Genomic DNA, 22,289 nt, shown 5'->3' on the forward strand with positions numbered 1-22,289 from the left:
CCCCGGACACCGGAACGGTCGCGCCGGGGCGTCGGACGGAGTAGGGAAGGGTCACCATGAAGAAGACCCTCCTTCTCCTCTCGCTCGTGGCTGCCCCGGTCTTCGCCGGGGAAGGGAAGTGGACCCCCCAGCAGGTGCTGGAACTGAGCCCTGCCTGGCTCAAGGCCCAGGGACTCCAGCTGCCACCCAACAAGCTGTGGGACCCCAAGCGGGGTACGGGCCTGCTGGCGGGCACGGTGAACACCGGCGGCTGCTCCGGGTCGTTCATCTCCGCCTCCGGCCTCATCATCACCAACCACCACTGTGCCTTCTCCATCATCCAGGAGCACAGCTCTCCGCAGAAGGACCTCATCACCGACGGCTTCCTCGCGAAGAGCCAGTCGGAGGAGCTTCCGGGCAAGGGCTCGCGCGTGCAGGTGCCGCGCGGCTTCAAGGACGTGACGGCGGAGATCAACGGCGCCGTGCCGCAGGGCGCGGACGACATGGCGCGCTACAAGGCCATCGACCGCAAGCAGAAGGAGCTGGTCGCCGAGTGCGAGAAGCGCCCCGCCACCCGCTGCCAGGTGGCCACCTTCGACGGCGGCGTGAACTACACGCTGGTGGACGCGGTGGAGTTGCAGGACGTGCGCCTGGTCTACGCGCCGCCGCGCGCCGTGGGTGAGTACGGCGGCGAAGAGGACAACTGGATGTGGCCGCGCCACACCGGCGACTTCGCCATCATCCGCGCGTACACCGCGCCGGACGGCGCCTCCGCGGCGTTCAGCGACAAGAACGTGCCTTACAAAGCAGAGTTCTTCTTCCCGTTGTCCACGGAGGGCGTGAAGCCGGGCGACTTCGTGATGGTGCTGGGCTACCCGGGCACCACCTTCCGCACGCTGCTCGCGGACGAGATGGCGGAGCGTCAGGCGCGCTACTACCCGCGCATCCGCGACGTGCTGGGCGAGGCCATCCGCATCCTGGAGGCCGAAGGGGAGAAGGACCCGGCCGGGAAGATCGCCGTGGCCTCGCAGCTCAAGGGCCTGCACAACGCCTACAAGAACGCGGGCGGCCAGCTGGCGGGCCTGAAGCGCGGCCACATCGTGGAGAAGCAGCGCGACACGGAGGCCGCCACCGTCGCCTGGGCGCAGAAGGACGCCGCGAAGTGGGGGGATGCCCTCAAGGCCCGCGAGGCGCTGCTCGCGGAGCAGCAGGACTCCGCCAAGACCTTTGACCGCGAGTTCCTCCTGAACATGTCCTCCCGCCTCGCGCGTGGGCCCGCGCTGGCCACGTCGGTGTCCCGGCTGGCCATGGAGCGCGCGAAGCCGGACCTGGAGCGCCGCCCGGAGTACATGGACCGCGAGGTGCCGCGCATCAAGGACCGCCTGGAGCGCGAGCAGAAGAACCTCTTCCTCGCCTCGGACAAGGCGCTGCTGCACGCGTTCGTGAAGCGCGCGCAGGCGCTCCCCGCGGATGCGCGCATCGCTTCCGTGGATGCGGTCTTCGGCAAGACGTACTCGGAGAAGGACGTCTCCGCGAAGATCGACTCGCTGTACGCGGGCACCAAGGTGCTCACCCTGGCGGAGCGCCTGAAGATGGCGGACGAGTCCGTGGGGCAGCTCGCCGCGCGCCGCGACCCCATGCTGGCGTTCGGCATGGAGCTGGCGAAGGAGCAGGCCGCGCTGGATGACACGCGCGACCGTCGTCAGGGCGCGTCCTCCCGGCTGCGGCCGGCGTGGCGCAAGGCGGTGATGGCGCAGGCGGGCAAGCCCATTGCTCCGGACGCCAACAGCACGCTGCGCGTGTCGTTCGCCAAGGTGCAGGGCTACACGCCGCGCGACGGCGCGCTGTACCTGCCGCAGACGACGCTGACGGGGATGCTGCAGAAGCACACCGGTGAGGAGCCCTTCAACGCGCCGGAGAAGGTGCGCGCGGCCGCGGCGGCGAAGAAGTTCGGGCAGTGGGCGGACCCCCGGCTGAAGGACGTGCCGGTGGACTTCCTGGCGGACGCGGACACCACGGGCGGCAACTCCGGCAGCCCCACGGTGAACGGCAAGGGGCAGCTCGTGGGCGTGAACTTCGACCGCGTGTGGGAGAACGTCGCGAACGACTTCGGCTACAATCCGGACGTGGCCCGGAACGTCAACGTGGACGTGCGCTACCTGCTCTGGCAGCTCGACCAGGTCGAGGACGCGGACGCCCTCCTGCGCGAGCTGAACGTCCGCAAGGGCAAGCCCGTGGCCAAGGAGGCTCGCTGACATGTCGGACGCGGGGGACGGGACTCCAGCGCTGCCCACCTTCCGGCCGGATGAGCGGGTGTGTGGCAACTGCAAGCTCTGGAGCCCGCACTCCGTGGATCACCGTGGCTGGGTGGGGCCGTGCCGCCTGCAGAACTCGCGTGGCATGTTCCCGCCCTCCGCGCCCATCTGTGACAAGTACGCGCCCCGGGGCTCCGCGTCCCCGGCGCCCGTGGTTTCGAGCACGCGAACCCGCGCCCCGCGCAGCGTGGCGCCCGTGGTGGTGCGCCACCGCGCGGATCCGCACGAAGTGGTGGACCTGGAAGGGCTGAACATGACGCGCGAAGAGCTGATGGACATCTTCCGGGAGGCGGCGGGCCTCAGTGATCCGCCGCTCGCCGGCAAGTGGGAGGGCGGCACGGTGCGGCTGGTGCCGGGCAACCCGGAGCTGCAGGCGAAGGACTTGCCCATCGACGGCCTGTTCCACAAGGTCACGATGGTGCGCGACCGCATCCGCGTGCTGGAGCAGAAGCTCAACGCGCACCCCAAGCTCACGGACGCGGAGAAGGCGGAGATGCAGGGCTACATCACCCGCGTCTACGGCTCGCTCACCAGCTTCAACCTCCTCTTCAAGGAGAAGGGCGACCAGTTCGTGGGCAGCAAGGGCGACGAGTAGCAGCGCCGTGCCTCAAGGCTGCTGGCCGCGCTCCTCCATCACGTTGAGGGCGCGCTGGCGGCCGCGGTGCAGGGCGCTCTTCACGGTGCCCTCGGGGATGCGCAGGAGCCGGGCGATTTCAGCGGAGCCCAGGCCGCGCACCTCGCGCAGGTAGAGCACCTGCCGTTGCTGGGGGTTCACCTCCTCCAGCGCTTCGTGGAAGTGCTGCTGCATCTGCGTGCCCATGGCGTGGGCCTCTGGCGACACGGCCTCCTGGGGCGCGTGCGTCAGCCGCTCCCGGCGCCTTCGCGCGCGCAGCCAGTTGATGCTGCTGTTGACCATCACCCGGTGCAGCCAGGTCGTCCACGTCGCCCGTCCATCCAGCCCTGGTGGCTGCCGCGACAGGCGCAGGAAGACGTCCTGCACCACGTCCTCCGCGTCGTCGGTGTCCCCCACGATTCGCCGGGCAATGGCCAGCGCCCGGGGACGATGAAGGGCGTACAAAGCATCCAGGGTGGGGAAGGGGAGGACGGCGGCGTGCGGGCCCATGGCGGACGGTCTCCTGTGTCTTCCCGTGAAACGAACGGGCCCGTGAAAGGGTCTATTGCCCTGGAGGGCATGCGACTCCGGGGCCGTGTTTTCGCCCGGACAGCCGGTGCGCACCTTCCGGGCATGGCTCAGCTGGCCGAGTACGGACGCAGGAGGCCGTTCACGCCCCGGCGCCGCAAGGGCAACGGCCTCATGGACCTGCTCCTGGGGCGCCCGCTCACCAGCGCCCAGGCGATGCAGGAGAAGACGGGCGTCCTCACCGGCGTGGCCCTGCTCGGGCTGGATGCGCTGTCCTCCGCCGCGTACGGCCCGGAGGCCTCGCTCACCGTGCTGCGCCCGCTGGGGGCCTCGGGGTTGTGGCTGCTCTTCCCCATCACCGCCGCCATCGTCGGGCTCTTGATGATCGTCGCGAGCTCGTACGCGCAGACCCTCGCCGCGTATCCCAGCGGTGGCGGCGCGTACACCGTGGCGAAGCAGAACCTGGGGCGGGGCGCGGGGCTGCTCGCGGCGACGGCGCTGATGCTGGACTACCTGCTCAACGTGGCGGTGGGCATCTCCGCCGGAACGGGCGCGCTGGTGTCCGTGTTCCCCGCCTTGCGGCCGCACACGCTGCCCATCACCCTGGGCATCCTGGCGCTGCTCACCCTGGTGAACCTGCGCGGCGTCAGCGAGGCGGGCGCCGTGTTCGTCGTGCCCACCTGGTTCTTCATCACCTCGTTGAGCGTGGTGCTGGCCGTGGGCCTCTTCAAGCTGGCCACCGGTGACGCGACGCCCGTGCAGCAACCGCCGCCGCTGGCGGTGCCCACCGCGTCCCTGGGCGCGTGGCTGGTGATTCGCGCCTTCGCCAGTGGGTGCACGGCGATGACGGGCGTGGAGGCCATCAGCAACGCCGTGCCCATCTTCCGCGACCCCGCCATCCGCCGCGCGCGCACCACGCTGGGCATCATCGTGGGCGTCCTGGTGACGATGCTGCTGGGCATCGCGCTGCTGTGCCGGGCGTACGGCGTGGGCGCCACCGACCCCGACGGCGCGAACTACCAGACGGTGCTGTCGCAGCTCATCGCGGCGGTGATGGGTCGCGGCGTCTTCTATTACGTGGCCATGGCCGCCATCCTCTGCGTGCTCGCGCTGTCCGCGAACACCAGCTACGCGGGCTTCCCGCTCGTCTGCCAGGTGCTGGCGCGCGAGCGCTACCTGCCGCCGGGTTTCGCCCATCGGGGACGGAGGCTCGCCCTGTCGCGCGGCATCCTCACCCTGTCCGCGCTCGCGGCCGTGCTGCTCATCGTGTGCAAGGGCATCACGGACCGGCTGATTCCCCTGTTCGCCATTGGCGCGCTGATGGCCTTCACCCTGTCGCAGGCCGGAATGGTGGTGCACTGGAGCCGGCACCGGGAGGAGGGCTGGCGGTGGCGCAGGGCCCTCAATGGCGCGGGCGCGGTGATGACGGCGCTCACGCTGTGCATCGTGGGCGTGTCCAAGTTCGTGCACGGCGGCTGGGCCGCGTTCGTCCTCGTGCCCGCGGGCCTGCTGGTGCTGTCTCGCGTCCACGCCGCGTACACGCGCACGCGGCGGGTGACGGAGCTGAAGCGGCCCGTGCTCCTCACGCCCGCGTCGCCGATTGTCGCAGTGGTGCCCGTGGACCGCTGGTCCCACGCGTCGGAGACGGCGCTGCGCTTCGCGCTGACGCTGAGCGATGACGTGCGCGCGGTGCACATCTGCAGCGGCGACACCGACGAGGCGGCGCTGGACGCCCAGTGGCAGCGCTTCGTCCAGGGGCCGCTCCAGGAGGCTGGGCGGAGGCCTCCGCCGCTCGTGCACGTGGGGTCGCCGTACCGCGCGCTGGTGTGGCCCCTGATGGACTACCTGGACGCGACGCTCGCGGAGGTGCCGGGCCGCACCGTGGCCATCGTGATGCCGGAGCTGCTGGAGAAGCGCTGGTACCGGGCCATGCTCTACGGCCGCCGCTCGGAGCTGCTCCGCAGCGCGCTGCTGTTGTCCGGCGAGCGGCGCCTGGTGGTGGTCAGCGTGCCCTGGTACCTGCGCACGGAAGGACACCCGTCGCCGCACTCCGCCTGGGGCGACCCCGCCCACCCCGGAGACAGCGGGTAGGGCGGAAGCGCCTTCGACATCACTCCTGCTCGTCCTGCTTCGTCAGGCCCCAGTCCTTCAGGCGCTTGAAGAGGGTGGAGCGCGCGAGGCCCAGCTCCCGCGCCACGCGCTCGCGGTTGTTGTTGAAGCGGCGCAGCGCGGTTTCGATGATCTGCCGCTCCAGCTTCTCCAGCATCTGCTCCAGCGTCATGCCCGGCGGAAGCTCCGGCACGGTGATGCCCGTCTCGCGGTTGACCTCCTGGTCGAAGGACAGGTCGCTCGCGTCGATGGACGGGCCCTTGCGCAACAGCAGCGCGCGGTGCACCACGTTGCGCAGCTCGCGGATGTTGCCCGGCCACGCGTGCTGCTGGAGCCGGTCCAACGCGGCAGGCGTGAAGCGCACCGTCTGTCCGCGCGGGGCGAACGCGCGCATGAAGTGCTCCGCCAGTGCCACCACGTCTCCCCGGCGGCTGCGCAGGGGCGGCAGGTGCAGGGGCACGACGCACAGGCGGTAGTAGAGGTCCTCGCGGAAGCGGCCCTCGCGCGCCGCCGCCAGCAGGTCGCGGTTGGTGGCCGCCACCACGCGCACGTCCACGTGCAGCGGGCGGCTGGCGCCCACGCGCTTGATTTCGCCGCTCTCCAGCGCGCGCAGCAGCTTCGCCTGGAGGTCCAGGGGCAGCTCGCCAATCTCGTCCAGGAACAGCGTGCCGCCGTCCGCCTCCTCGAAGGCGCCCTTGCGCGCGCCCACGGAGCCGGTGAACGCGCCCTTCTCGTGGCCGAACAGCTCGCTCTCGATCAGCTCCTTGGAGATGGCGGCGCAGTTGACCGGGATGAGCGGCCGGTTCGCGCGCGGCGAGCATGCGTGGAGCGCGTTCGCCACCAGCTCCTTGCCCGTGCCGGATTCGCCCAGGATGGTGACGGCAGCGGTGGACGGCGCCACGCGCTGAATCAGGTCCGTGAGCTGCCGCACGGACGGGTCGTTCCCGAGGATGCCGTGGAAGGCCTGCGCCTCCTTCTTCGCCGCGGGCACGGTCTCCAGGATCAGCTCCGCCTCGCCCACGCGCAGCGTGGTGGGCAGCGTCACCTCCGCCTCGAAGAGGCGCACCGGCCCCAGCCAGGTGCCGTTGGTGGAGCGCAGGTCCACGACGTGGAAGACGCCTTCCCGGCGAGTCACCTTGAGGTGCCGGCCGGAGATGAACCGGTCCTGGAGCACCAGGTCGTTGCCCGCGTCCTTGCCCACCGTGAAGCTGTCTCCGGTGAGCCGGTGCACGGCTTCCGTTCCGCCCTGCTTCACGCGCAGCTGCGCGGCCTGCCAGCGCTGCGAGTCGCGGCCCTGCACGGCGGTGGCGCTGCCCGCCTCCGTGGCCGCGTCCGTGTCGTCGCTGGCGCCGTGCTGGCGGAACACCGCGCGCCACTGGCCCAGCTCGATGTCCGCGCCGTCCGGCAGGTCCGCGCGCTCCACCATCGCGCCCGCGACCTTCGTGCCCTTGCCGGACAGGTCCTCCACGCGGCACTCCTGGCCGTCCCACAGGAGCGCCACCTGCTGGCGGCTCACCTCCGGATCCGGAATGGCCACATCGCTGGAGTCGCCTCGGCCGAGCACCACCCGCGCCCGGTCCACCGCCACCCGCAGCACTTCCTCGCCTCGACGGAAGAACACCAACTCCGGCATTACGAACTCTCTCCCACGCCCGGACACCCCAGGGCCGCGCGCAGCGCTTTACACGGCGCGTGCGCGGGCATCAACCGGGGGCCAGGAAGGAGCCGGCGCCGGGTGGGGGAGGGCCGGAACCGACCCTGCCCGTCATTCCCATCGCCTGGGGCCTACCGCTTGGGACCGAAGCGGGGGCTGCTCACCATGCCGGTGAGCCGGCCGCCGCGCCAACCCGGGTTGTCCCGGTCCTGCGGCAGCATGTTCACCGCGAGCGCCAGGGGGCCCAGCCGCTGCTGGAAGGCCTGCTCGAACTTCAGCCGCACGTCGAGCCCCAGCTCGCTGTACTCCAGTCGGCGGCCCAGCTTCAGCGTGCCGGTGCCGGTGCCCTCCAGGTCCTCGCTCTTGAGGTTCAGGTCGCGCACCGTGCCCATGCCCTTGTCGAACTGGAGGTCGCCCTTCAGCTCGCCCAGCGCCACGCGCGGCAGCTCCATGGGCATGGCAGGCCCGCCGCCCATGGGGATGGCCGCCTTGCCGCCCTTGATGGTGAGCCCCTGGGTGTCCAGCGCCACCGTGCCGGACGCCTGGGACCAGTCCACCGGCTGGCCGCGAATCATGGTTCCCGGCGCCGTGAGCGCGAGCTTCGCGTTGAGGGTGCCCTCCATGTCCACGCCCGTGTACGCCGGAAGGTTGCCGCCGCCGGCCTGCACGCCGTCCACGTCCACGTTCAGCGACGTGCTGCTCATGCCGCCCACGTGGATGTTCACCGTGCCGCCCATGCCCTTCATCTTCACCACCACGCCAACCGGGAAGAGGGACGGGCGCAGGGCCACGCTGTCGAAGATGAGCGGCTGGCCCAATTCGTCCGGACCCAGCCCGCCGGACTCACCCCGGGCGAGCGCCGCCACGGACTCCGAGCCCAGCGGCGTGGGCGGCTTGCTCAGGCGCACGTTGGTGGCGGTGACGCCGGACAGGCCGGGACGCAGGCTGTCGATGCGCACCGCCAGCCCGTGGGCCGCGGCCTCCGTCACCAGCCGCGAGCGGACCGCGTCGTACGGGAAGGTGATGAGCAGGCAGAGGATGAACGCCACCACCGCGAAGGCGGTGTAGCCCAGGACGAGCTTCCAGCGGGCGGTCTTGGATTCAGTGGCCATGGGCTATTGCTTCATCCGGTAGGTGGCGACGGTCGTCCACGCCGTCAGGGTGTCCGTGGCGGGCCGGGGCTCCACGCGCAGGTACTTCACCTTCACGATGCCCGGGCCCGTCTCCACCGTGCGCAGGAAGTCCGTCAGCTTGCGCAGGTCCACGTCCGTGAAGGTCAGCTCCACGGAGCTTTCGATGATCTTCCCGTCCCCCACGCCCACGTCGCCCTTGGGCGTCATGTTGGGGACGGTGAGGCCCGCGGCGGTGGCCTTGTCTTCAATGTATGTGATCAGCCGCACGTTGCTCTGGGTGAGCTGCTGCTCCACGTTCTGCCGGTCCGCCTGGGCCTGGCCGTAGCTGGTCGCCAGCGCCTGCACCTCCTGCAGCTTCGCCAGCTTGTCCTGCGTGCGCCGGCGGTAGCCCTGCGCGCTGTTGGCGAAGCTGAAGAGGGTGACGAAGAGCACGAACACCAGCACCGCGGAGCTGGCCAGCGCCACGAGCTTGCGCTCGCGGTCGGAGAGCCGCTCGAACCAGGTCTGGAGGGGCGCGAAGAGTTCTCGAAGCTTTCCCATGTCAGGTCTCTCCCGCCGGCGTCTCGCCGGGGCACTGCACCTGCACGTCCAGGCGGAAGGTCACCTTCTGCCCGTCACGCGTCTTCTCCACCTTGCCCTCCTTCACGTCCTTGAAGCAGCGGTGGCCCTTCAAGGCGGCGGAGAGCGTGTCGATCTGCTTGGAGCTGTCCGTCTCTCCCTGGAGCATGATGCGGTCCAGGTCCACCTGGATGCGGTCGAACTTCACCGGCACCTCCGGCGGGATGCGCTGGGTGACCTCCGCCAGCAGGTTCACCGCGGACATCGCGGGCAGCGCCGCGGCGGGGCTCTCCACGCCCTTGAGCATGTTCAGCGCGCGGTCGTAGTTCGTCTCGCAGGTGCCCAGGATGCGCTGGGTCGTCTTGCAGAGCACCGCGTCCACCTCCGCCTCGCGCCGCGCCAGGACGGTATTGCGCACGACGCCGAAGGCGATGAGCAGCAGCAGCAGCGTCACCGCGAAGGACGCCAGCAGGCCCAGCCGGTCCTTCACGTAGTCGTAGCCGCCCTTGAAGGAGAACTCGCCCCGGCGCAGGTTGAAGCGCGGCGCCTTCACCCCGGCCGCGTTGCCGCGCATGGCCAGCGCGTACGCCTGCGCCGCGGACGGCGTCTCCTTGGGGCCAACCATCGCGGCCGCGTCCACCGGGAGCGCCAGCACGCGCACCGGCAGGTTCAGGTCCTTGGACAGCTGCTCGGCCAGGCCCGGCATCCGCGCGGTGCCACCGCACAGCACCACCGCGGAGACCTGCTGGCGGGCGCGCGCGGCGTAGGCCTTGAAGGACGGGCGCAGCTCGCGCAGCACCGGCTGCAGGCCGCGCACGAAGGCGTTCGCCGCGCGCTCGGCGTCCGGCCCCTGCGCGGCGCTGGCCATGGCGCCGTGCGTTTCCTTCCACGCGTGGGCCTCCGGCAGCGTCGTCTGGAACTCCGTGGCCAGGGCGCGCGTCAGGTCGCGCCCGCCGCCCGCGAAGGTGCGCGCGAACTCCACGCCCTTGCCCGGGTGGCCAATGGCCACCGCCGTGCGCTCGTGGCCGATGTCCACCACCGCCACCGGGCCGCTGTCACCCACGGCCTCGAAGAGGCCGGGCAGCTGGGTGAAGAGGTTCTGGTACGCGAGCGCCGGGTGGGTGATGACGCGAGGATCCACCTGGAGGCCGCTCAGCATCGCCAGCAGCGACTGGAGCTCCTCCTTCTTCACCACGCCCACCAGCAGGTCCGCGGCCTTCTCCTTGCCGCCGGTGTCCTTCTGGCCGACCACCTGGTAGTCGTAGACGACCTCCGAGATGTCGAACGGCAGCTGGCTGCCCACTTCGAAGGGCAGCGTCGCCTCCACGCGCTTGCTGTCGGAGAAGGGCAGGCTCACCGCGTGCGTGGTGAGGGACGGGCCGGGCAGGGCGATGACGACCTGGTCCACGTGCCCCTGCGGCATCTTCCCGAGCAGCTCCTCCACCGCGGCGCGCAGCGTCTCCGAGCGCTCGCCTTCCTGCGCGCGGCGCACTTCCGCGTAGGCCTGGGTGGTGTTGCTTTTCGTCCCGGAGGTGAGGACCACCCCCTTCACGGAGTGGCTGCCCAGGTCCAGGCCAAGAATGCGGGCCATGCTATTCCTCTCTGTAATACACGAGCTTGCCCAGCCCGTCGTCCAGGCGGATGACGGCGGTGAGCGTCTTCTGGACGCTGCCCGCTTCTCCCACGGACTTGATGGTGAACGTCTTGCTCTTGTCGCCCAGGTAGCGGTTCTGCTGGACGTTGCCTTTGATCAGCGGGTTGACCGCGATGCCCGCCTGCTCCACCACGCCCAGGAAGTCCGACACCGACATGCCGAAGAAGTTGAACATGCGCGCGGCGCGGATGCGGCTGATGAGCTCGTTGAGGAACACCGGGTCCGTCAGGCGCGGGTCCGGGCGGTTGGGGTCCGCGGCGGACATGATGGCCAGCCCCAGCATGATGGGGTCGTCGGTGTTGATGTTCGGCTTGGAGTTGATGTCCGGGTACACCGTGAGCCGGTCGCGGAAGGCCGCCATGAAGCGGTCGTTGATGCCATGCACGCGGTACAGCTCGTCCAGGCTGTCGAAGCGCGCGTTCTTGACCTCATAGCGCGGTTCGTAGCGGCTGTACGGTGAACCCTCGTCCGCGAAGCCGGACACGAAGGGGTTGGTGGGGTCGTTGCGGTTGAAGGTGGACTGGGTGGTGTCCTCGTCCGACCAGTCCTTCAGCGCGATGACGGTGTCCTGCGGCGTGGAGCGCACGTGGTTGGCGTCGTCCTGCTGCCAGAGGAACTCGAAGCGCTTGTCCGCGAACATGTCCGCCATGCGCAGGGCGGTGGCCTGCGCCTCCGCGCCGCCGGTGTTCAGGCGCATGACGTTGAGCTTCTCCTCCTCGTCGCTGATGGTCGCGAGGAAGCAGCCCTCGAAGCCGCCGAAGGACCTGCGCTGCATCTGCGCCGCCATCTGCGTGGCCGCGCCCGCGTTCTCCCCGTCCTCCCCCTCCATCTGGAAGTTGGAGTCCGCCTGCAGGGGCTCCGTCTCGACGGGGCGGCCGCTCGCGTCCTCCGCGCTGTCGCTCTTCACCAGGCCCTTGAGCATGTGGCAGTCCACCCGCGCCAGCTTCCAGAGCTGGAGGTTGAGCGACTGCGGCTGGAACGCGTTGGCGCCGCCCGCGCCGTTGGCGCCGCCGCCCGTGAGTGCGCCCAGGAGGCTCGCGGGGTTGGGGATGGGCGTCTGGTCCACCTGCTTCTGGAAGCGCAGCAAGAGCCGCCCCAGCGACAGGCCGGAGCGGGCCATGTAGTAGGCGCGCACTTCGTCGCGCTGGTTGGCGGCGAGCTGCAGGTCCACGCGGGTGTTGTAGGCGAACTCCGTGGCCACCACCGTGAGCAGCGTGATGGACACGAGCGCGATGATGAGCGCCACGCCGCGCGAGCGCCGGTGCTTGCGCTCCGCGGGCGAGCGCTGCCGCGCCGGCGCCTGGGGGACGGCCGTCCGCGCCTTGCCGCGCCGGCGGGACGCCTGCTGGAAGTAGGGGAAGGCCATCAGTTGAACCTCGGCAGGGTCGTGTTGAGCACGATGCGCGCCTGCGTGGTGTAGCGCGCCTCCTTGCCCGACTCATCCAGGGCGATGACGGTGATGCGCACGCGCGTGGGGAGGATGTCCTTTTTCTCCGTGCGCCGCGTGTCCCATTCGTCGTCCCACTCCTTCTTTTCGGAATCCCAGTAGGCGAACTCCACGCCCTTGACGCCCTCGAAGAGGACGTCCGTGGTGCCGCCCCGATCCATGCGGTCCCCCACGTTGGGGTCCACCCGCCGCTTCAGGTCCTGCCGCTGCCGGGCGCCGCGCTCGGAGGAGTTCTCCACGAAGTACTCCACCACCGCCTGGTCGGACTCCTTCACGTCCGTGTACAGGCGCTGGTGCGCGAACGTCGTGAAGGTCAGCTTTTCGCGCTCGCCAATGAAGTTCGTGGGCCGGTCGTTCTGGTCGCGGAAGCGGCGCAAGTCATAGCGGTCGCTCACGAACGCGGAGCCAATCTCCCGCGCCATGCGGTTGAGCGACACGCGCACCATGCGGTAGCGCTCCGCCTCGCCCTCCACGACCTCCTTGGCGTTGATGCCCGTCTGGAAGGCCATGGCGACGACGGTGCCCATGAGGGCGGTGATGCCCACCGCGACCATGACCTCCATGAGGGTGAAGCCACGCATGCGCCGCTTCATCGGATGCTCCCTCCGCGAGGCAGGCTCGGCAGGTTCGGCATGCCACCCCGGCCGCCGAAGATGCCACCGCCCGGAGCGCGCGGGTTGACGCCGGTGTTGCCGTTGCCGCCGCCCTGCTGGCCCGTGTTGCCGTTGAGCTGGTTGAGCATCGCCGCCCGGTTGACCAGCGGCTCGCGCGTGTTCGGGTCCAGCATCTGCCCGTTGGGACCGGGGATGGGGTTGTCCACCACCTGTCCCGTGCGCGGGTTCACCCACTGATTCTCCGCGCCCGCCGTGCTGCCCGCGTTGGGCGTGAAGCCGCCGTTGCGGTCGCCGCCGGGCCCCAGGGACACGACGTGCGTCACCACGTCCACGCTCTCCACCTGGGTTCCTTCCTTCCAGTACACGGTGAGGTGCACCTCGCGGACGGACTTGGTGAGCTGATCCACCATCTGCGTGAACATGGGCTGCGCCATGCTCATGGCGGACGCGCCCAGGGGGCTGGCGCCGGTGGTGCCGCCAGGAGGCGTGCCGCCCTTGCTGTCACCGCCGCCACCACCGAAGAGGCTGGCCAGGCCGCCCATCGGGTCGCCAGAGTCTCCGCCGCCCATGGGCAGGTTGAAGATGGCCCCGATGAGCTGATCCGGCGTCACGCCGTCCGTCTTGGGCGCGATGATGCGGGCGCGCCACTTGAACTGGGGCCAGCCCTCGTCGGAGAAGTCGCCGGACTGCTCGTCGTCGTCCTGTTCGAAGCCGTCGTCGTAGAGCTTCTGCTCCAGGTCCGTCATCTTCGAGCGGGACAGGAGCGCCGCCACGGTGAGCCGCTTGGTGTAGACGTGGTTCGCCACCGCGCCGGAGTTGAGGTCGAAGATGGCCATCAGCGCGACGCTGAGGATGGCCATGGCCACCATCGTCTCCAGCAGGGTGAAGCCCCCGTGCCTTCGCGTTGGAGTCGTCATGAGCGGGGCACCTCCAGGGCCTCGGATGCGATGAACACCTTGCCCGTCAGGGGTGACACGTCCAGCGTCCAGGCGTTGTCACCCTGTCGCAGGAAGACCATGGCCTTCTCCGTGTAGCCCTGCGGGAAGAAGTAGAGATAGGCCACGCCGCTCTCCACCGGCTCGCGCTGCTGCCGCGTCCACACCGACACCGCCACGCCCGCCGGAAGCTGCTTGGGGGAGATCTCCTCCGCGGTGTACGCGGAGAAGGTGGACTGGGACTCGATGCGGTTCTTCTCCTCGTCCATCAGCTCCTGCGCGGACGGCTGCGAGCCCTCCGAGCGCGTGTAGTTCTTGCGCGAGTCCCCGCCGTTGTTGCCGGCCTTCCGGGCGCGCTCGCGGTCGCGCGCTTCGTCGCGGAGCGCCGAGTCCCGGTCGCGCGAGGTGGTGACGCCGCCCGCGGCGCATTCGGCGTGGTAGCGCGTGGCCTCTTCACGCTTCGGGTCCGGGATTTCGAACACCAGCCGGCACGTCTTGCCGCTGAGCGCCGCCGAGTCGTAGAGCGAGCGGATGACGCCCGCGAGCTCCGTGGCGCTGCCCTTCGCCTTCGCGCCGGTGATGGCGCCAATGCCAAGGGTCACCGCGGCGAACATCACCGCCGCGATGGCCAGCGCGATGGAAATCTCAATCAGCGTGAGGCCGCGCGGGGCGCGACGGCGGCGGGCGGGAGCAGGGGACATGGCCGGCTTCAAGGCTGCACCTCCTGTGCCACGATGCCGCCGCTGAAGAGGTCCGCGGCGTCGCCAGTGCCGCCGGGCTTGCCGTCCGAGCCCAGCGACAGCACGGCGCCCGACTTGCCCTCCATGCGGTAGACGTACGGGTGGCCCCACGGGTCGAGCGGCGTGCTGTCCAGCACCTTGGAGGCGATGAGCGGCGCGAAGCCTTCTGCCTGCGTGGGGAAGGAGCCCATCAGCCGGTGGTAGGCCTTGAAGAAGCCCTCCAGCCGGCGGATCTGCTCGCGCGCCTGGCGCTGGGTGGGCGTGAGCGAATTGTCCTCGGTGACCCACACCAGCGCGAACGCGAGCAGGGTGGCGAGAGCGAAGACGCCCAGTAGCAGCAGGCGGCCCGTCCGCTGCGAGCGGGCGCGGGCCTGACCGCTGGAAACGGCTCGCGCCTCGCGCGCGGACGTCGGGGAGGAAGTGTGCTCGGGAGTCATCACGGGCATTCCTACGACAACACGCGGGAGGCGCGGCTTTGCTTCAGGAAAACGCCCGTTACTGCCGGGCGTTCTGGTCCTTGGAGGAGATGTCGGCGTCGGAGCCCTCGCCGCCCGGGTTGCCGTCGGCGCCGTAGCTGGTGATGACCGGCTTGCCGCCTTCGTTCATGTACACGTACTCGCGGCCCCAGGGGTCCAGCGGCATGCGCTCCAGGTTGTTGGTGTCCACCAGCGCCTTGAGGCCCGTGGCGGTGTCCGGGTAGGAGCCCTTCTTCGTGTAGTAGAGCTTCATCGCGCTCTGGATGTTGCGGATGTCCAGCTTCGCGGTGTCCTGCTTGGCCTCTTCCAGCTTCGGGATGACGGCCACGCCCACCGCCGCCGCGATGAGCCCGAGGATGGTGATGACCACCATGATCTCGATGAGGGTCATGCCGCGGTTCTTGCGGCGCTGCTGCTTCTTCGCGTTCGTCATCGTCATGTCGTCCTCACCTTCGGGTGACTTTCTGGCAAGCCACCGCGCAATGGGTGTGTCGGGATGTCAGAGGCGTTGATTCAGGGCGTGCCCGCGCTGGAGGCGGCGGGCGGGTCGCGGTGGACGTAGAGGGTGGCCCCCACCGTCGCCAGCGTGGCGGCCAGGGCCAGAAGCCCCGTCAGCGTGGCGCGCTGGATCCACCGGTCGAGCGTGTCGTTCATCGCGAGGCTCCCTCCACCTAATGGATGGCCGTGTTCACCTGCAGAATCGGCATCAGGATGGAGAGGGCGACGAATGCAATCATCACGCCCATCACCACGATGAGCATGGGCTCCAGGAGGCTGGTGAGCGCGCCGATGCGCACGTTCACCTGCGTCTCGTAGGAGTCCGCCACCGACAGCAGCATGTCCTCCAGCTGCCCTGATTTCTCACCGATGGCGACCATGTGGTACACGAGCGGCGGGAACTGGCCGGACCGCTTGAGGGGCGCGGCGATGCTTTCGCCCTCGCGGATGGACTCGCGGGCGTTCTCCACCGCGTCCGCCAACACCGAGTTCGTCATCACCGCCTTGACGATGTCCAGCGCGGCCAGCATGGGCACGCCGCTCTTGAGCAGCGTGGACAGCGTGCGCGCGAAGCGGGAGATGGCCAAGAGGCGCACCAGGCTGCCGAAGATGGGCGCCTTGAGCGTGAAGCGGTCCCACTTGGGCTTGCCCTTGGGGCTCTTCGTCCAGCGCATGAAGAAGATGAAGCCCGCCACCATGGCCGGAATCACCAGGAACCACCACGCCTGCATGAAGTTGGACGCGGCGATGAGGATGCGCGTGTTCAGGGGCAGGGTGGCCTTCATCGTCTCGAAGATCTTCGTGACCTTCGGGACGACGAACACCATCAGCAGCACCAGGATGCCGCCGCCCACCAGCATCATGATGGCGGGGTAGAGCATGGTGCCGATGATCTTCTGCTGCAGCTTGGCCTGGTTCTCCGTGAAGTCCGCCAGGCGCAGCAGCACGGTGTCCAGCGCGCCGGAGGCTTCACCCGCGCGCACCATGTTGATGTAGATGCTGGGGAAGATTTTCGGGTGCTGGCTGAACGCGTCCGCCAGGGACGAGCCTTCGTTCACGCGCTGCTTGATGTCGGAGAGGGCGCGCTTGAGGCGCTCCTTCTCCGCCTGGTCCACCAGCGCGTTGAGCGAGTCCACGATGGTGACGCCCGCGCCCAGCAGGGTCGCGAGCTGGCGGGTGAGGATGGCGACGTCCTCGGTGCTGACCCGGCCGCTGGCCAGCTTGCGCAGGTCCACGTCGCGCGCCACGAGCGACGCGTTGGCGCCCTTGGACACGCCCGCGCGGCTTCCCTCCGCCTGCCCGAGCACGTCGGTCAGGAAGATGCCGTCGGCGCGCAGCTTGGAGCGCAGCGTCTTGGGCGAGTCCGCTTCCAGCAAGCCCTTCTTCTGCTTGCCGTGGGAGTCGAGGCCTCTGTATTCGAAGACGGGCATGGCGGACTAGATGTCCTCCTGCGTGATGCTCAGCACTTCGGCGATGGTCGTCTCGCCCAGGGCGATCTTCCGCACGCCGTCGTCCAGCAGCGTCGTCATGCCCTTGGCCAGGGCGGACTTCTTGATGGTGGACGCGTCCACGTTCTTGAGCACCAGCTGGCGCACGTCGTCGTCCACGAAGAGGAACTCGTAGATGCCGGAGCGGCCGCGGTAGCCGTTGCGGTTGCAGGACGGGCAACCCGTCGCGCGGTAGATGCGGTCCGTGTTGAACTTCGCCTTGAAGCTGGCGAGCGTGAAGCCCAGCTCCTTCAGGTCCTCGTCCGTGGGCGTGTAGGCCTGCCGGCAGTCCGGGCACACGCGGCGCACGAGGCGCTGGGCGAGGATGCCGGTGAGCGACGACGCCACGAGGAAGGGCTGCACGCCCATGTCCACGAGTCGCGTCACGGCGCCGGCCGCGTCGTTGGTGTGCACCGTGGAGAGCACCAGGTGGCCCGTGAGGGACGCCTGGATGGCGATCTCCGCCGTCTCCTTGTCGCGGATCTCACCGACCATGATGACGTCGGGGTCCTGGCGGAGGAAGGAGCGCAGGCCCTGCGCGAACGTGAGGCCAATCTTCGGGGCGATGGCCATCTGGCCAATGCCCTTGAGCTGGTACTCGACCGGGTCCTCGACGGTGAGGATGTTGAGGTCGGAGGTGTTGATCTTGGAGAGCGCGCCGTAGAGCGTGGTCGTCTTGCCGGAGCCCGTGGGGCCCGTCACCAGGACGATGCCGTGCGAGCGCTTGATGACGGCCTGCATGTTGCCCAGCACCTGCTGGCTCATGCCGATCTCCGCCAGGTCCAGCAGCGTCGCCGTCTTGTCGAGCAGACGCATGACGATGCGCTCGCCGAAGGACGTGGGCGTGGTGGACAGACGGATGTCGATGTCGCGGCCCGCGAGCTTGATGCGGATGCGGCCGTCCTGTGGCAGGCGCTTCTCCGCGATGTTGAGCTGCCCCATCACCTTCACGCGCGCGATGATGGAGTTCTGGTAGCGCTTGGGCGGCTTGATGACCTCCTGGAGCACGCCGTCGATGCGGAAGCGCACCAGGAGCTCGCGCTCCATGGGCTCGATGTGGATATCGCTCGCGCGCTCCTTGGCGGCGCGGAAGAGCACGGAGTTCACCAGCCGGATGACGGGCGCTTCATCGTCCGCGTCCAGCAGGTCCTTGGGCTCCTCCAGCTCGTGCGCCAGCGAGTCCAGGTCCTCCGTGGTCTCCATCTCGTCCACGAGCGCTTCCGCCTCGTTGACGGAGCGGTCGTACACGCTGTTGATGGTGTCCACGATGGTGGAGGCGAGCGCGATGCGCGGCTGGATGCCCTGACCCAGCAGCAGGCGCGCGTGGTCCATCGCCGTCGTGTCCAGTGGATCCGCCACCGCGAGCACCACTTCATCGCCCTCCACGGAGAGCGGGAGCAGCTGCGTCTGGCGGGCGAAGTTGATGGGGATGCGCTTGACCAGGTCCGCGTCCACCTCCTCCGCGAAGATGCGCTGGAGGTAGGGCAGGTCCAACTGGTGGCCCAGGGCGCGAGCGACGTCCTCCTCGCTGACCGCCTTCATGCCCACCAGGATTTCACCCAGCCGCCCGCCCTTCTCCTGCTGGGTGGCGAGCGCCTCTTGAATCTTCTCCGGGGTGAGGGCGGGCACGAGCGCGCGGAGGATCTCCCCGATGGGCCGGCCACAGAGGTACGCGAGCCCATGGCCCACGACCTGGGTGGCGTCGTTGCGGCCGCCGGACACGTCGGGCGTCGCGGTGGAGCCTTGAGAGGTGGTGGTGTCGGCGGTCAGGTCCATGGCTGTTACTCCCCGTCTCCCGGCTGGATGCGCAGCCGCTCGGCGTCCGCGTCCGGGCTGGGCGCGATCACCTCGGGCTGTGGCGCGGGGACTGATCTCTCCGAACCCTCCGGAGGCGCCTCGAAATTTCGCGGTGCCTGGTCGCCCTCGGGGGAGGGCGCCGCACCTTCCTGCGGAGCAGGCGCTTGCCCGCCCGGCCGTGAGGGGGACGGCGAACCGCCGGGGGCCGGGGAGCCAGCCGGGCGGATGACCCGCTCGTTGGTCGTGCCGCTGCCGCCATTCTCCACCCGCTGCTCTTCCTTGATGACGGACTGGTTCATGCGCGACAGGGGACCGGGCTTGCGGCTGAAGTCCACCGCGACGTCGTAGCCGGGGACCTGGCCGTAGAACTGCTCCACGAACTGCTGCCGCTCCTTCATCTTGCGCTCGAAGATGCGACGGAAGTCATCCTGGCCGCGGATGATGTAGGGCGTGAGGAAGAGCAGCAGGTTCGTCTTCGTCTTGCGGCGCGTGGTGTCGCGGAACAGGTGGCCCAGCAGGGGGATGTCACCCAGCACCGGCACCTTGGAGACGGACTCCAGCGTGCGGTCCTGCATGATGCCGCCAATCACCACTGTCTCCATGTCCTTGGCGATGACCGTCGTCTTCGCGCTGCGCTTGGACGTCGTGGGGCCGAGGACGGGGTCCGAGGAGGCGATCTCTTCCGTCTGCTCCGTGATGACGAGGCGGATGAAGTCGCTCTCGTTGATCTGCGGCTTGACGGTGAGCTTGAGCTCCACGTTCTGACGGGTGATGGGCGCGTACAGCGACCCCAGGCCACCCAGCGAGCCCAGCAGCGAGGCCTGCACGCCGTTGGTGCCGGTGCCCGTGCCGCCGAGCGAGCTGCCCAGCGCGGACGGGGTGAAGCCGGACTGGAAGGGCACGTTCTGGCCCACCGTGATTTCGGCCTCCTCGTTGTCGCTGGTGAGCAGGTGCGGCGTGGACAGCACGTTCACGTCGGACGACTGCTGCATGGCGTTGAGCACCACGCCGAAGGCCGGGATGTCGATGCCCAGGCTCTTGAGCCCCGGCAGGACGGGGCCCTGGATGCCGGCGAGGAAGCCACCCATGCCGGCCAGGTTCGCCAGGGAGAAGGACGGGGGCACGCCGCCGCCCGAGTAGTTGGTGCCCAGGATGCCGGGGATGGCGCCGTCATCCGTCTTGAGGCTGAAGCCCTGGTGGAAGTTGATGCCGAACTCGCTGTTGCGGTCCAGGTTCACTTCCATGATCACCGCCTCCACGAACACCTGGCGGCGGGGCTGATCCAGCTGCTGGATGATCTGGACGATGTTCTTGTAGTCCCCCTGGCTGGCGACGATGACCAGCGAGTTGGTGCCCTTGTCCGCGGAAATCTTCACCTCGCCGCTGAACAGCTCCGCGGCCTGGGCGGGCGCGCGCGGCAGGCCCTGCGGCACGTTGGGGATGGGGGCGCGCTGGGGGCGGTTGGCGGTGCCCTGCGCGAGCGACTGGAGCGTGCTGGCCAGCTCCTCCGAGTTCGCGTTCTCCAGCGGGTAGACGTTGATCTTGTTGCCGCTGCCGGACGGGATGTCCACCTCGCGCACCAGGTCCTGGATGCGGCCGAAGGCGGCGGGGCTGGCCACGATGATGAGCTTGTTGGTGCGCTCGTCCGGGATGATCTGCGACAGCGTGACGGCGCCGCCGGACTCCGTGCCGCCGGTGACGCCTTCCGCGCCGGGAGCAGGCTGGCCCGGCTGGCCTTGCGTGAAGTTGCCGGGGCGCTGGCCCGCGCGGCCGCCCGCGCCGGCCTTGGCTTCAAAGAGCTTCTGGATGGTGTTGGCCACGTCCTGCGCGGTGGCGTACTGCACCTGGATGATGCGCATCTCGTCGCTGGAGGAGCGGCTGTCCAGCTGGTTGATCAGGCGCTCCAGGCGGTGGATGTTGGAGCCCACGTCGTTGATGATGATGGTGTCCGGCGGGTACGGGATGGTGTCGCCGTCCTTGGACACGAGCTGCTGGAGGACGCCGCGCAGCGGCTCCACCTCCACGTACTTGATCTTGAACAGCTTGGTGACCATCTGCTCGTTGGTCGTGTACGGGGTGTTCTCGTCCACGATGGTCGGGATGGGGTTCTGCTTCGCCGAGCGCTTGTCGACGATCTTCAGGAACCGGCCGTACGGGTAGACGGCCAGCCCGTTCGCGTCGAGCGCGGCGAGGAACGCGGAGTAGAACTGGTCCGCGTCCACCTCCACGCGGCCGTTCTCCGGACCGATGATGGAGATCTTCCCGCGCACGTTCTCCGGGAGGATGAACGTGCGGCAGGTGGCGTCCGACACGGTCTGGACGAGCTTCTCGATGTCCACCTTGTCGAAGTAGATGCCGTAGCGCGCGTTGCGCCGGGCCTGCTCGCACGTGGGCGTCTGGCGAGGGCCCTGAGTCTCGGCGGGCGCGGCGCTGCCTCCGCCCTGCGGGGTGATGGTCCGGTCGCGTTCACCCTGGGCCGCGGGAGCGGGGGGCGGGGTACCGGGCTGTGTAGGACGGCGCTGGGCCCACGCGGGAACGGAGAGCGCGAGGCACAGGCAGAGCATCCAGGACGGGAGCGTCGTCTTCATGGAGGAGCGGGCGCTTTGACGGGGGTGTTTAACGGACGTTGTAGGATTTGCGGATCGGCGCGCCGTTGCGCTCGATCTCGATCTCGATACGGGAGGAGTCCTTCAGCTTCGAGTAGATCTCCAGCGCCTTCTCAGGGCTGTTCATGTCGAAGCCGTTGATGCGGCGGATGACGTCACCGTTCTGGACGCCGATCTTCGAATAGATGCTGTCCGGGCGGATGGAGAACAGCTTGAAGCCCACCGCCTGTCCGTCCTTGAAGGCCGGCACGATGCGCGCCTGCATCGCCACGTCGTTGAGGTTGCTCAACGTCTTGTCGATTTCGGCCTTGGGGACTTCGTACTCGTTCTCACCCGTGGACTTGATGCCGTTGCCCAGGTTGTTGGTCGGGGTGGCGGTGGGCGCCGTCGGGGGCGGGGTGTAGGCGGCGACGGCGCCGTCACCGGGCTGCCCGTCGATGAACTCGCGGCGGCCGTTGTTGTTGATGATCACGCGCTCGCGTTCGATCTCCATGACGGTGGCGCCCATCAGGTCGTTGCCGATCATGTACGTCTGCGAACGCTGCGTGTTCATGTCCTGGATGGACGCGAAGGACCAGTCCGGGTTGCCCGCGACGAGCGTGCCCAGCAGCTTCACGCGCAGGCCGCTCTTGGCCGGCGGGGCGTTGGCGTCGAACTCCGGCCTCGTGGTCGGCTCCCTCACCGCGACCTCTTCCGCGGGGAGCTTCACGCCGGTGAGCCGCGACAGGCGCTCCGCGTCGATGGAGGCAAGGCCGCTGTCCGCGGCGTGGGTGCGCTGCGCGACGCGGGCGGGAGCCTCGGACGCGGGCGCGGGGGAGATGGAGGATTCGACGAACAGGTTCACCGTGCGCGCCGCCAGCAGGGCGACGAGCAGGATGAACAACAGGTTCACGCTCCAGAAGTACTTGCGAAAGAAGAGTTCCATCACGCTTCCGGGAGAAAGCCAGCCCCAGATGGGACCTTGAGCAAGGCAGGTGCCATCGCTGGGCGGGCGCCAAACCCACGACTTACGGCCAAGTCCTTGAAATTATTTCGGAATAGGACGGGGCCCCGACCAGGGAGACAGCCGGGACAGGACGTCCGGACAAATTGTCAAAAGCGGGCGGGGGCCGGTGTGACGGCCTGTCAGTCCGCGTTGGTGGGAGG

General features: G+C 69.2%; 19 protein-coding genes. 3 read left to right on the forward strand and 16 right to left on the reverse strand.

Annotation, left to right across the window (positions count from 1 at the left end; all coding sequences use genetic code 11):
* Positions 1-56 precede the first annotated feature (56 nt).
* Together D7X99_RS33260 and D7X99_RS33265 are read left to right on the forward strand one after the other, a co-directional pair.
* On the forward strand, positions 57-2,234 hold the full coding sequence (locus D7X99_RS33260; protein WP_121781264.1) for a S46 family peptidase: 2,178 nt from the start codon (positions 57-59) through the stop codon (positions 2,232-2,234).
* Position 2,235: 1 nt separating this feature from the next.
* Positions 2,236-2,889 carry a hypothetical protein gene (locus D7X99_RS33265; protein ID WP_121781265.1) on the forward strand — a complete coding sequence of 218 codons (654 nt, stop codon included), beginning with the start codon at positions 2,236-2,238 and terminating at the stop codon, positions 2,887-2,889.
* A gap of 12 nt (positions 2,890-2,901) precedes the next feature.
* On the opposite strand, the gene D7X99_RS33270 is transcribed toward D7X99_RS33265, so the two are convergent.
* On the reverse strand, positions 2,902-3,417 hold the full coding sequence (locus D7X99_RS33270; protein ID WP_121781266.1) for an RNA polymerase sigma factor: 516 nt from the start codon (positions 3,415-3,417) through the stop codon (positions 2,902-2,904).
* 123 nt (positions 3,418-3,540) lie between these two features.
* Between D7X99_RS33270 and D7X99_RS33275 the strand changes: the two genes are divergently transcribed.
* Positions 3,541-5,526: an APC family permease gene (locus tag D7X99_RS33275; RefSeq protein WP_121781267.1), complete on the forward strand. Its 1,986-nt coding sequence runs from the start codon at positions 3,541-3,543 to the stop codon at positions 5,524-5,526.
* Between the two features lie 19 nt (positions 5,527-5,545).
* On the opposite strand, the gene D7X99_RS33280 is transcribed toward D7X99_RS33275, so the two are convergent.
* From D7X99_RS33280 to gspC, 15 genes are all read right to left on the reverse strand, one after another.
* A complete protein-coding gene (locus tag D7X99_RS33280) occupies positions 5,546-7,177 on the reverse strand; it encodes a sigma 54-interacting transcriptional regulator (RefSeq protein ID WP_121781268.1) in 1,632 nt (543 codons plus the stop codon).
* 152 nt (positions 7,178-7,329) lie between these two features.
* Positions 7,330-8,310, reverse strand: a complete 981-nt coding sequence (gene gspN / locus D7X99_RS33285) for a type II secretion system protein GspN (protein ID WP_121781269.1) — start codon at positions 8,308-8,310, stop codon at positions 7,330-7,332.
* A 3-nt stretch (positions 8,311-8,313) separates the two neighbouring features.
* On the reverse strand, positions 8,314-8,871 hold the full coding sequence (gene gspM / locus D7X99_RS33290) for a type II secretion system protein GspM (RefSeq protein ID WP_120563376.1): 558 nt from the start codon (positions 8,869-8,871) through the stop codon (positions 8,314-8,316).
* A gap of 1 nt (position 8,872) precedes the next feature.
* The gene (gene pilM / locus D7X99_RS33295) at positions 8,873-10,480 is read right to left on the reverse strand and encodes a pilus assembly protein PilM (protein ID WP_121781270.1); all 1,608 of its coding nucleotides are present in this window, start codon (positions 10,478-10,480) and stop codon (positions 8,873-8,875) included.
* Between the two features lies 1 nt (position 10,481).
* A complete protein-coding gene (locus tag D7X99_RS33300; RefSeq protein WP_121781271.1) occupies positions 10,482-11,909 on the reverse strand; it encodes a general secretion pathway protein GspK in 1,428 nt (475 codons plus the stop codon).
* Entirely contained in the window at positions 11,909-12,583 is a 675-nt protein-coding gene (locus tag D7X99_RS33305) for a type II secretion system protein GspJ (protein WP_121781272.1), read from the reverse strand. Before D7X99_RS33305 ends, D7X99_RS33300 begins: the two co-directional genes overlap by 1 nt.
* Positions 12,580-13,521 carry a prepilin-type N-terminal cleavage/methylation domain-containing protein gene (locus tag D7X99_RS33310; protein WP_121781273.1) on the reverse strand — a complete coding sequence of 314 codons (942 nt, stop codon included), beginning with the start codon at positions 13,519-13,521 and terminating at the stop codon, positions 12,580-12,582. Before D7X99_RS33310 ends, D7X99_RS33305 begins: the two co-directional genes overlap by 4 nt.
* Positions 13,518-14,240 (reverse strand): Tfp pilus assembly protein FimT/FimU, encoded by a 723-nt coding sequence (locus D7X99_RS33315; RefSeq protein WP_120577230.1) that lies wholly within the window; start codon positions 14,238-14,240, stop codon positions 13,518-13,520. The genes D7X99_RS33310 and D7X99_RS33315 overlap by 4 nt, the downstream gene beginning before the upstream one ends.
* Positions 14,241-14,248: 8 nt before the next feature.
* A complete protein-coding gene (locus tag D7X99_RS33320; RefSeq protein WP_121753882.1) occupies positions 14,249-14,716 on the reverse strand; it encodes a type II secretion system protein GspG in 468 nt (155 codons plus the stop codon).
* Positions 14,717-14,774: 58 nt separating this feature from the next.
* Positions 14,775-15,188 carry a type II secretion system major pseudopilin GspG gene (gene gspG / locus D7X99_RS33325; protein WP_121781278.1) on the reverse strand — a complete coding sequence of 138 codons (414 nt, stop codon included), beginning with the start codon at positions 15,186-15,188 and terminating at the stop codon, positions 14,775-14,777.
* A gap of 80 nt (positions 15,189-15,268) precedes the next feature.
* The gene (locus D7X99_RS43265; protein ID WP_167548361.1) at positions 15,269-15,409 is read right to left on the reverse strand and encodes a hypothetical protein; all 141 of its coding nucleotides are present in this window, start codon (positions 15,407-15,409) and stop codon (positions 15,269-15,271) included.
* A 17-nt stretch (positions 15,410-15,426) separates the two neighbouring features.
* Positions 15,427-16,683 (reverse strand): type II secretion system inner membrane protein GspF, encoded by a 1,257-nt coding sequence (gene gspF, locus D7X99_RS33330; RefSeq protein ID WP_121781274.1) that lies wholly within the window; start codon positions 16,681-16,683, stop codon positions 15,427-15,429.
* 6 nt (positions 16,684-16,689) lie between these two features.
* Entirely contained in the window at positions 16,690-18,516 is a 1,827-nt protein-coding gene (gene gspE / locus D7X99_RS33335; protein ID WP_121781275.1) for a type II secretion system ATPase GspE, read from the reverse strand.
* A gap of 5 nt (positions 18,517-18,521) precedes the next feature.
* Complete coding sequence (gene gspD, locus D7X99_RS33340) at positions 18,522-21,125, reverse strand: type II secretion system secretin GspD (RefSeq protein WP_121781276.1); 2,604 nt, start codon at positions 21,123-21,125, stop codon at positions 18,522-18,524.
* 28 nt (positions 21,126-21,153) lie between these two features.
* Positions 21,154-22,068, reverse strand: coding sequence for a type II secretion system protein GspC (gspC, locus tag D7X99_RS33345; protein ID WP_171805283.1), 915 nt, complete (start codon positions 22,066-22,068; stop codon positions 21,154-21,156).
* Positions 22,069-22,289 lie beyond the last annotated feature (221 nt).

It is taken from the genome of Corallococcus sp. AB032C (assembly GCF_003668935.1).
Classification (GTDB): domain Bacteria; phylum Myxococcota; class Myxococcia; order Myxococcales; family Myxococcaceae; genus Corallococcus; species Corallococcus exiguus.

Coding starts and splice junctions, on each gene's coding strand:
- gspD (WP_121781276.1), bottom strand. CDS start 21,125: ATGAAGACGACGCTCCCGTCCTGGATGCTCTGCCTGTGCCTCGCGCTC.
- gspN (WP_121781269.1), bottom strand. CDS start 8,310: ATGGCCACTGAATCCAAGACCGCCCGCTGGAAGCTCGTCCTGGGCTAC.
- gspG (WP_121781278.1), bottom strand. CDS start 15,188: ATGACGAACGCGAAGAAGCAGCAGCGCCGCAAGAACCGCGGCATGACC.
- gspM (WP_120563376.1), bottom strand. CDS start 8,871: ATGGGAAAGCTTCGAGAACTCTTCGCGCCCCTCCAGACCTGGTTCGAG.
- D7X99_RS33305 (WP_121781272.1), bottom strand. CDS start 12,583: ATGAAGCGGCGCATGCGTGGCTTCACCCTCATGGAGGTCATGGTCGCG.
- gspE (WP_121781275.1), bottom strand. CDS start 18,516: ATGGACCTGACCGCCGACACCACCACCTCTCAAGGCTCCACCGCGACG.
- gspC (WP_171805283.1), bottom strand. CDS start 22,068: ATGGAACTCTTCTTTCGCAAGTACTTCTGGAGCGTGAACCTGTTGTTC.
- D7X99_RS33315 (WP_120577230.1), bottom strand. CDS start 14,240: ATGTCCCCTGCTCCCGCCCGCCGCCGTCGCGCCCCGCGCGGCCTCACG.
- gspF (WP_121781274.1), bottom strand. CDS start 16,683: ATGCCCGTCTTCGAATACAGAGGCCTCGACTCCCACGGCAAGCAGAAG.
- D7X99_RS33310 (WP_121781273.1), bottom strand. CDS start 13,521: ATGACGACTCCAACGCGAAGGCACGGGGGCTTCACCCTGCTGGAGACG.
- D7X99_RS33260 (WP_121781264.1), top strand. CDS start 57: ATGAAGAAGACCCTCCTTCTCCTCTCGCTCGTGGCTGCCCCGGTCTTC.
- D7X99_RS33320 (WP_121753882.1), bottom strand. CDS start 14,716: ATGACTCCCGAGCACACTTCCTCCCCGACGTCCGCGCGCGAGGCGCGA.
- D7X99_RS33270 (WP_121781266.1), bottom strand. CDS start 3,417: ATGGGCCCGCACGCCGCCGTCCTCCCCTTCCCCACCCTGGATGCTTTG.
- D7X99_RS33280 (WP_121781268.1), bottom strand. CDS start 7,177: ATGCCGGAGTTGGTGTTCTTCCGTCGAGGCGAGGAAGTGCTGCGGGTG.
- D7X99_RS33300 (WP_121781271.1), bottom strand. CDS start 11,909: ATGGCCTTCCCCTACTTCCAGCAGGCGTCCCGCCGGCGCGGCAAGGCG.
- D7X99_RS33275 (WP_121781267.1), top strand. CDS start 3,541: ATGGCTCAGCTGGCCGAGTACGGACGCAGGAGGCCGTTCACGCCCCGG.
- D7X99_RS43265 (WP_167548361.1), bottom strand. CDS start 15,409: ATGAACGACACGCTCGACCGGTGGATCCAGCGCGCCACGCTGACGGGG.
- D7X99_RS33265 (WP_121781265.1), top strand. CDS start 2,236: ATGTCGGACGCGGGGGACGGGACTCCAGCGCTGCCCACCTTCCGGCCG.
- pilM (WP_121781270.1), bottom strand. CDS start 10,480: ATGGCCCGCATTCTTGGCCTGGACCTGGGCAGCCACTCCGTGAAGGGG.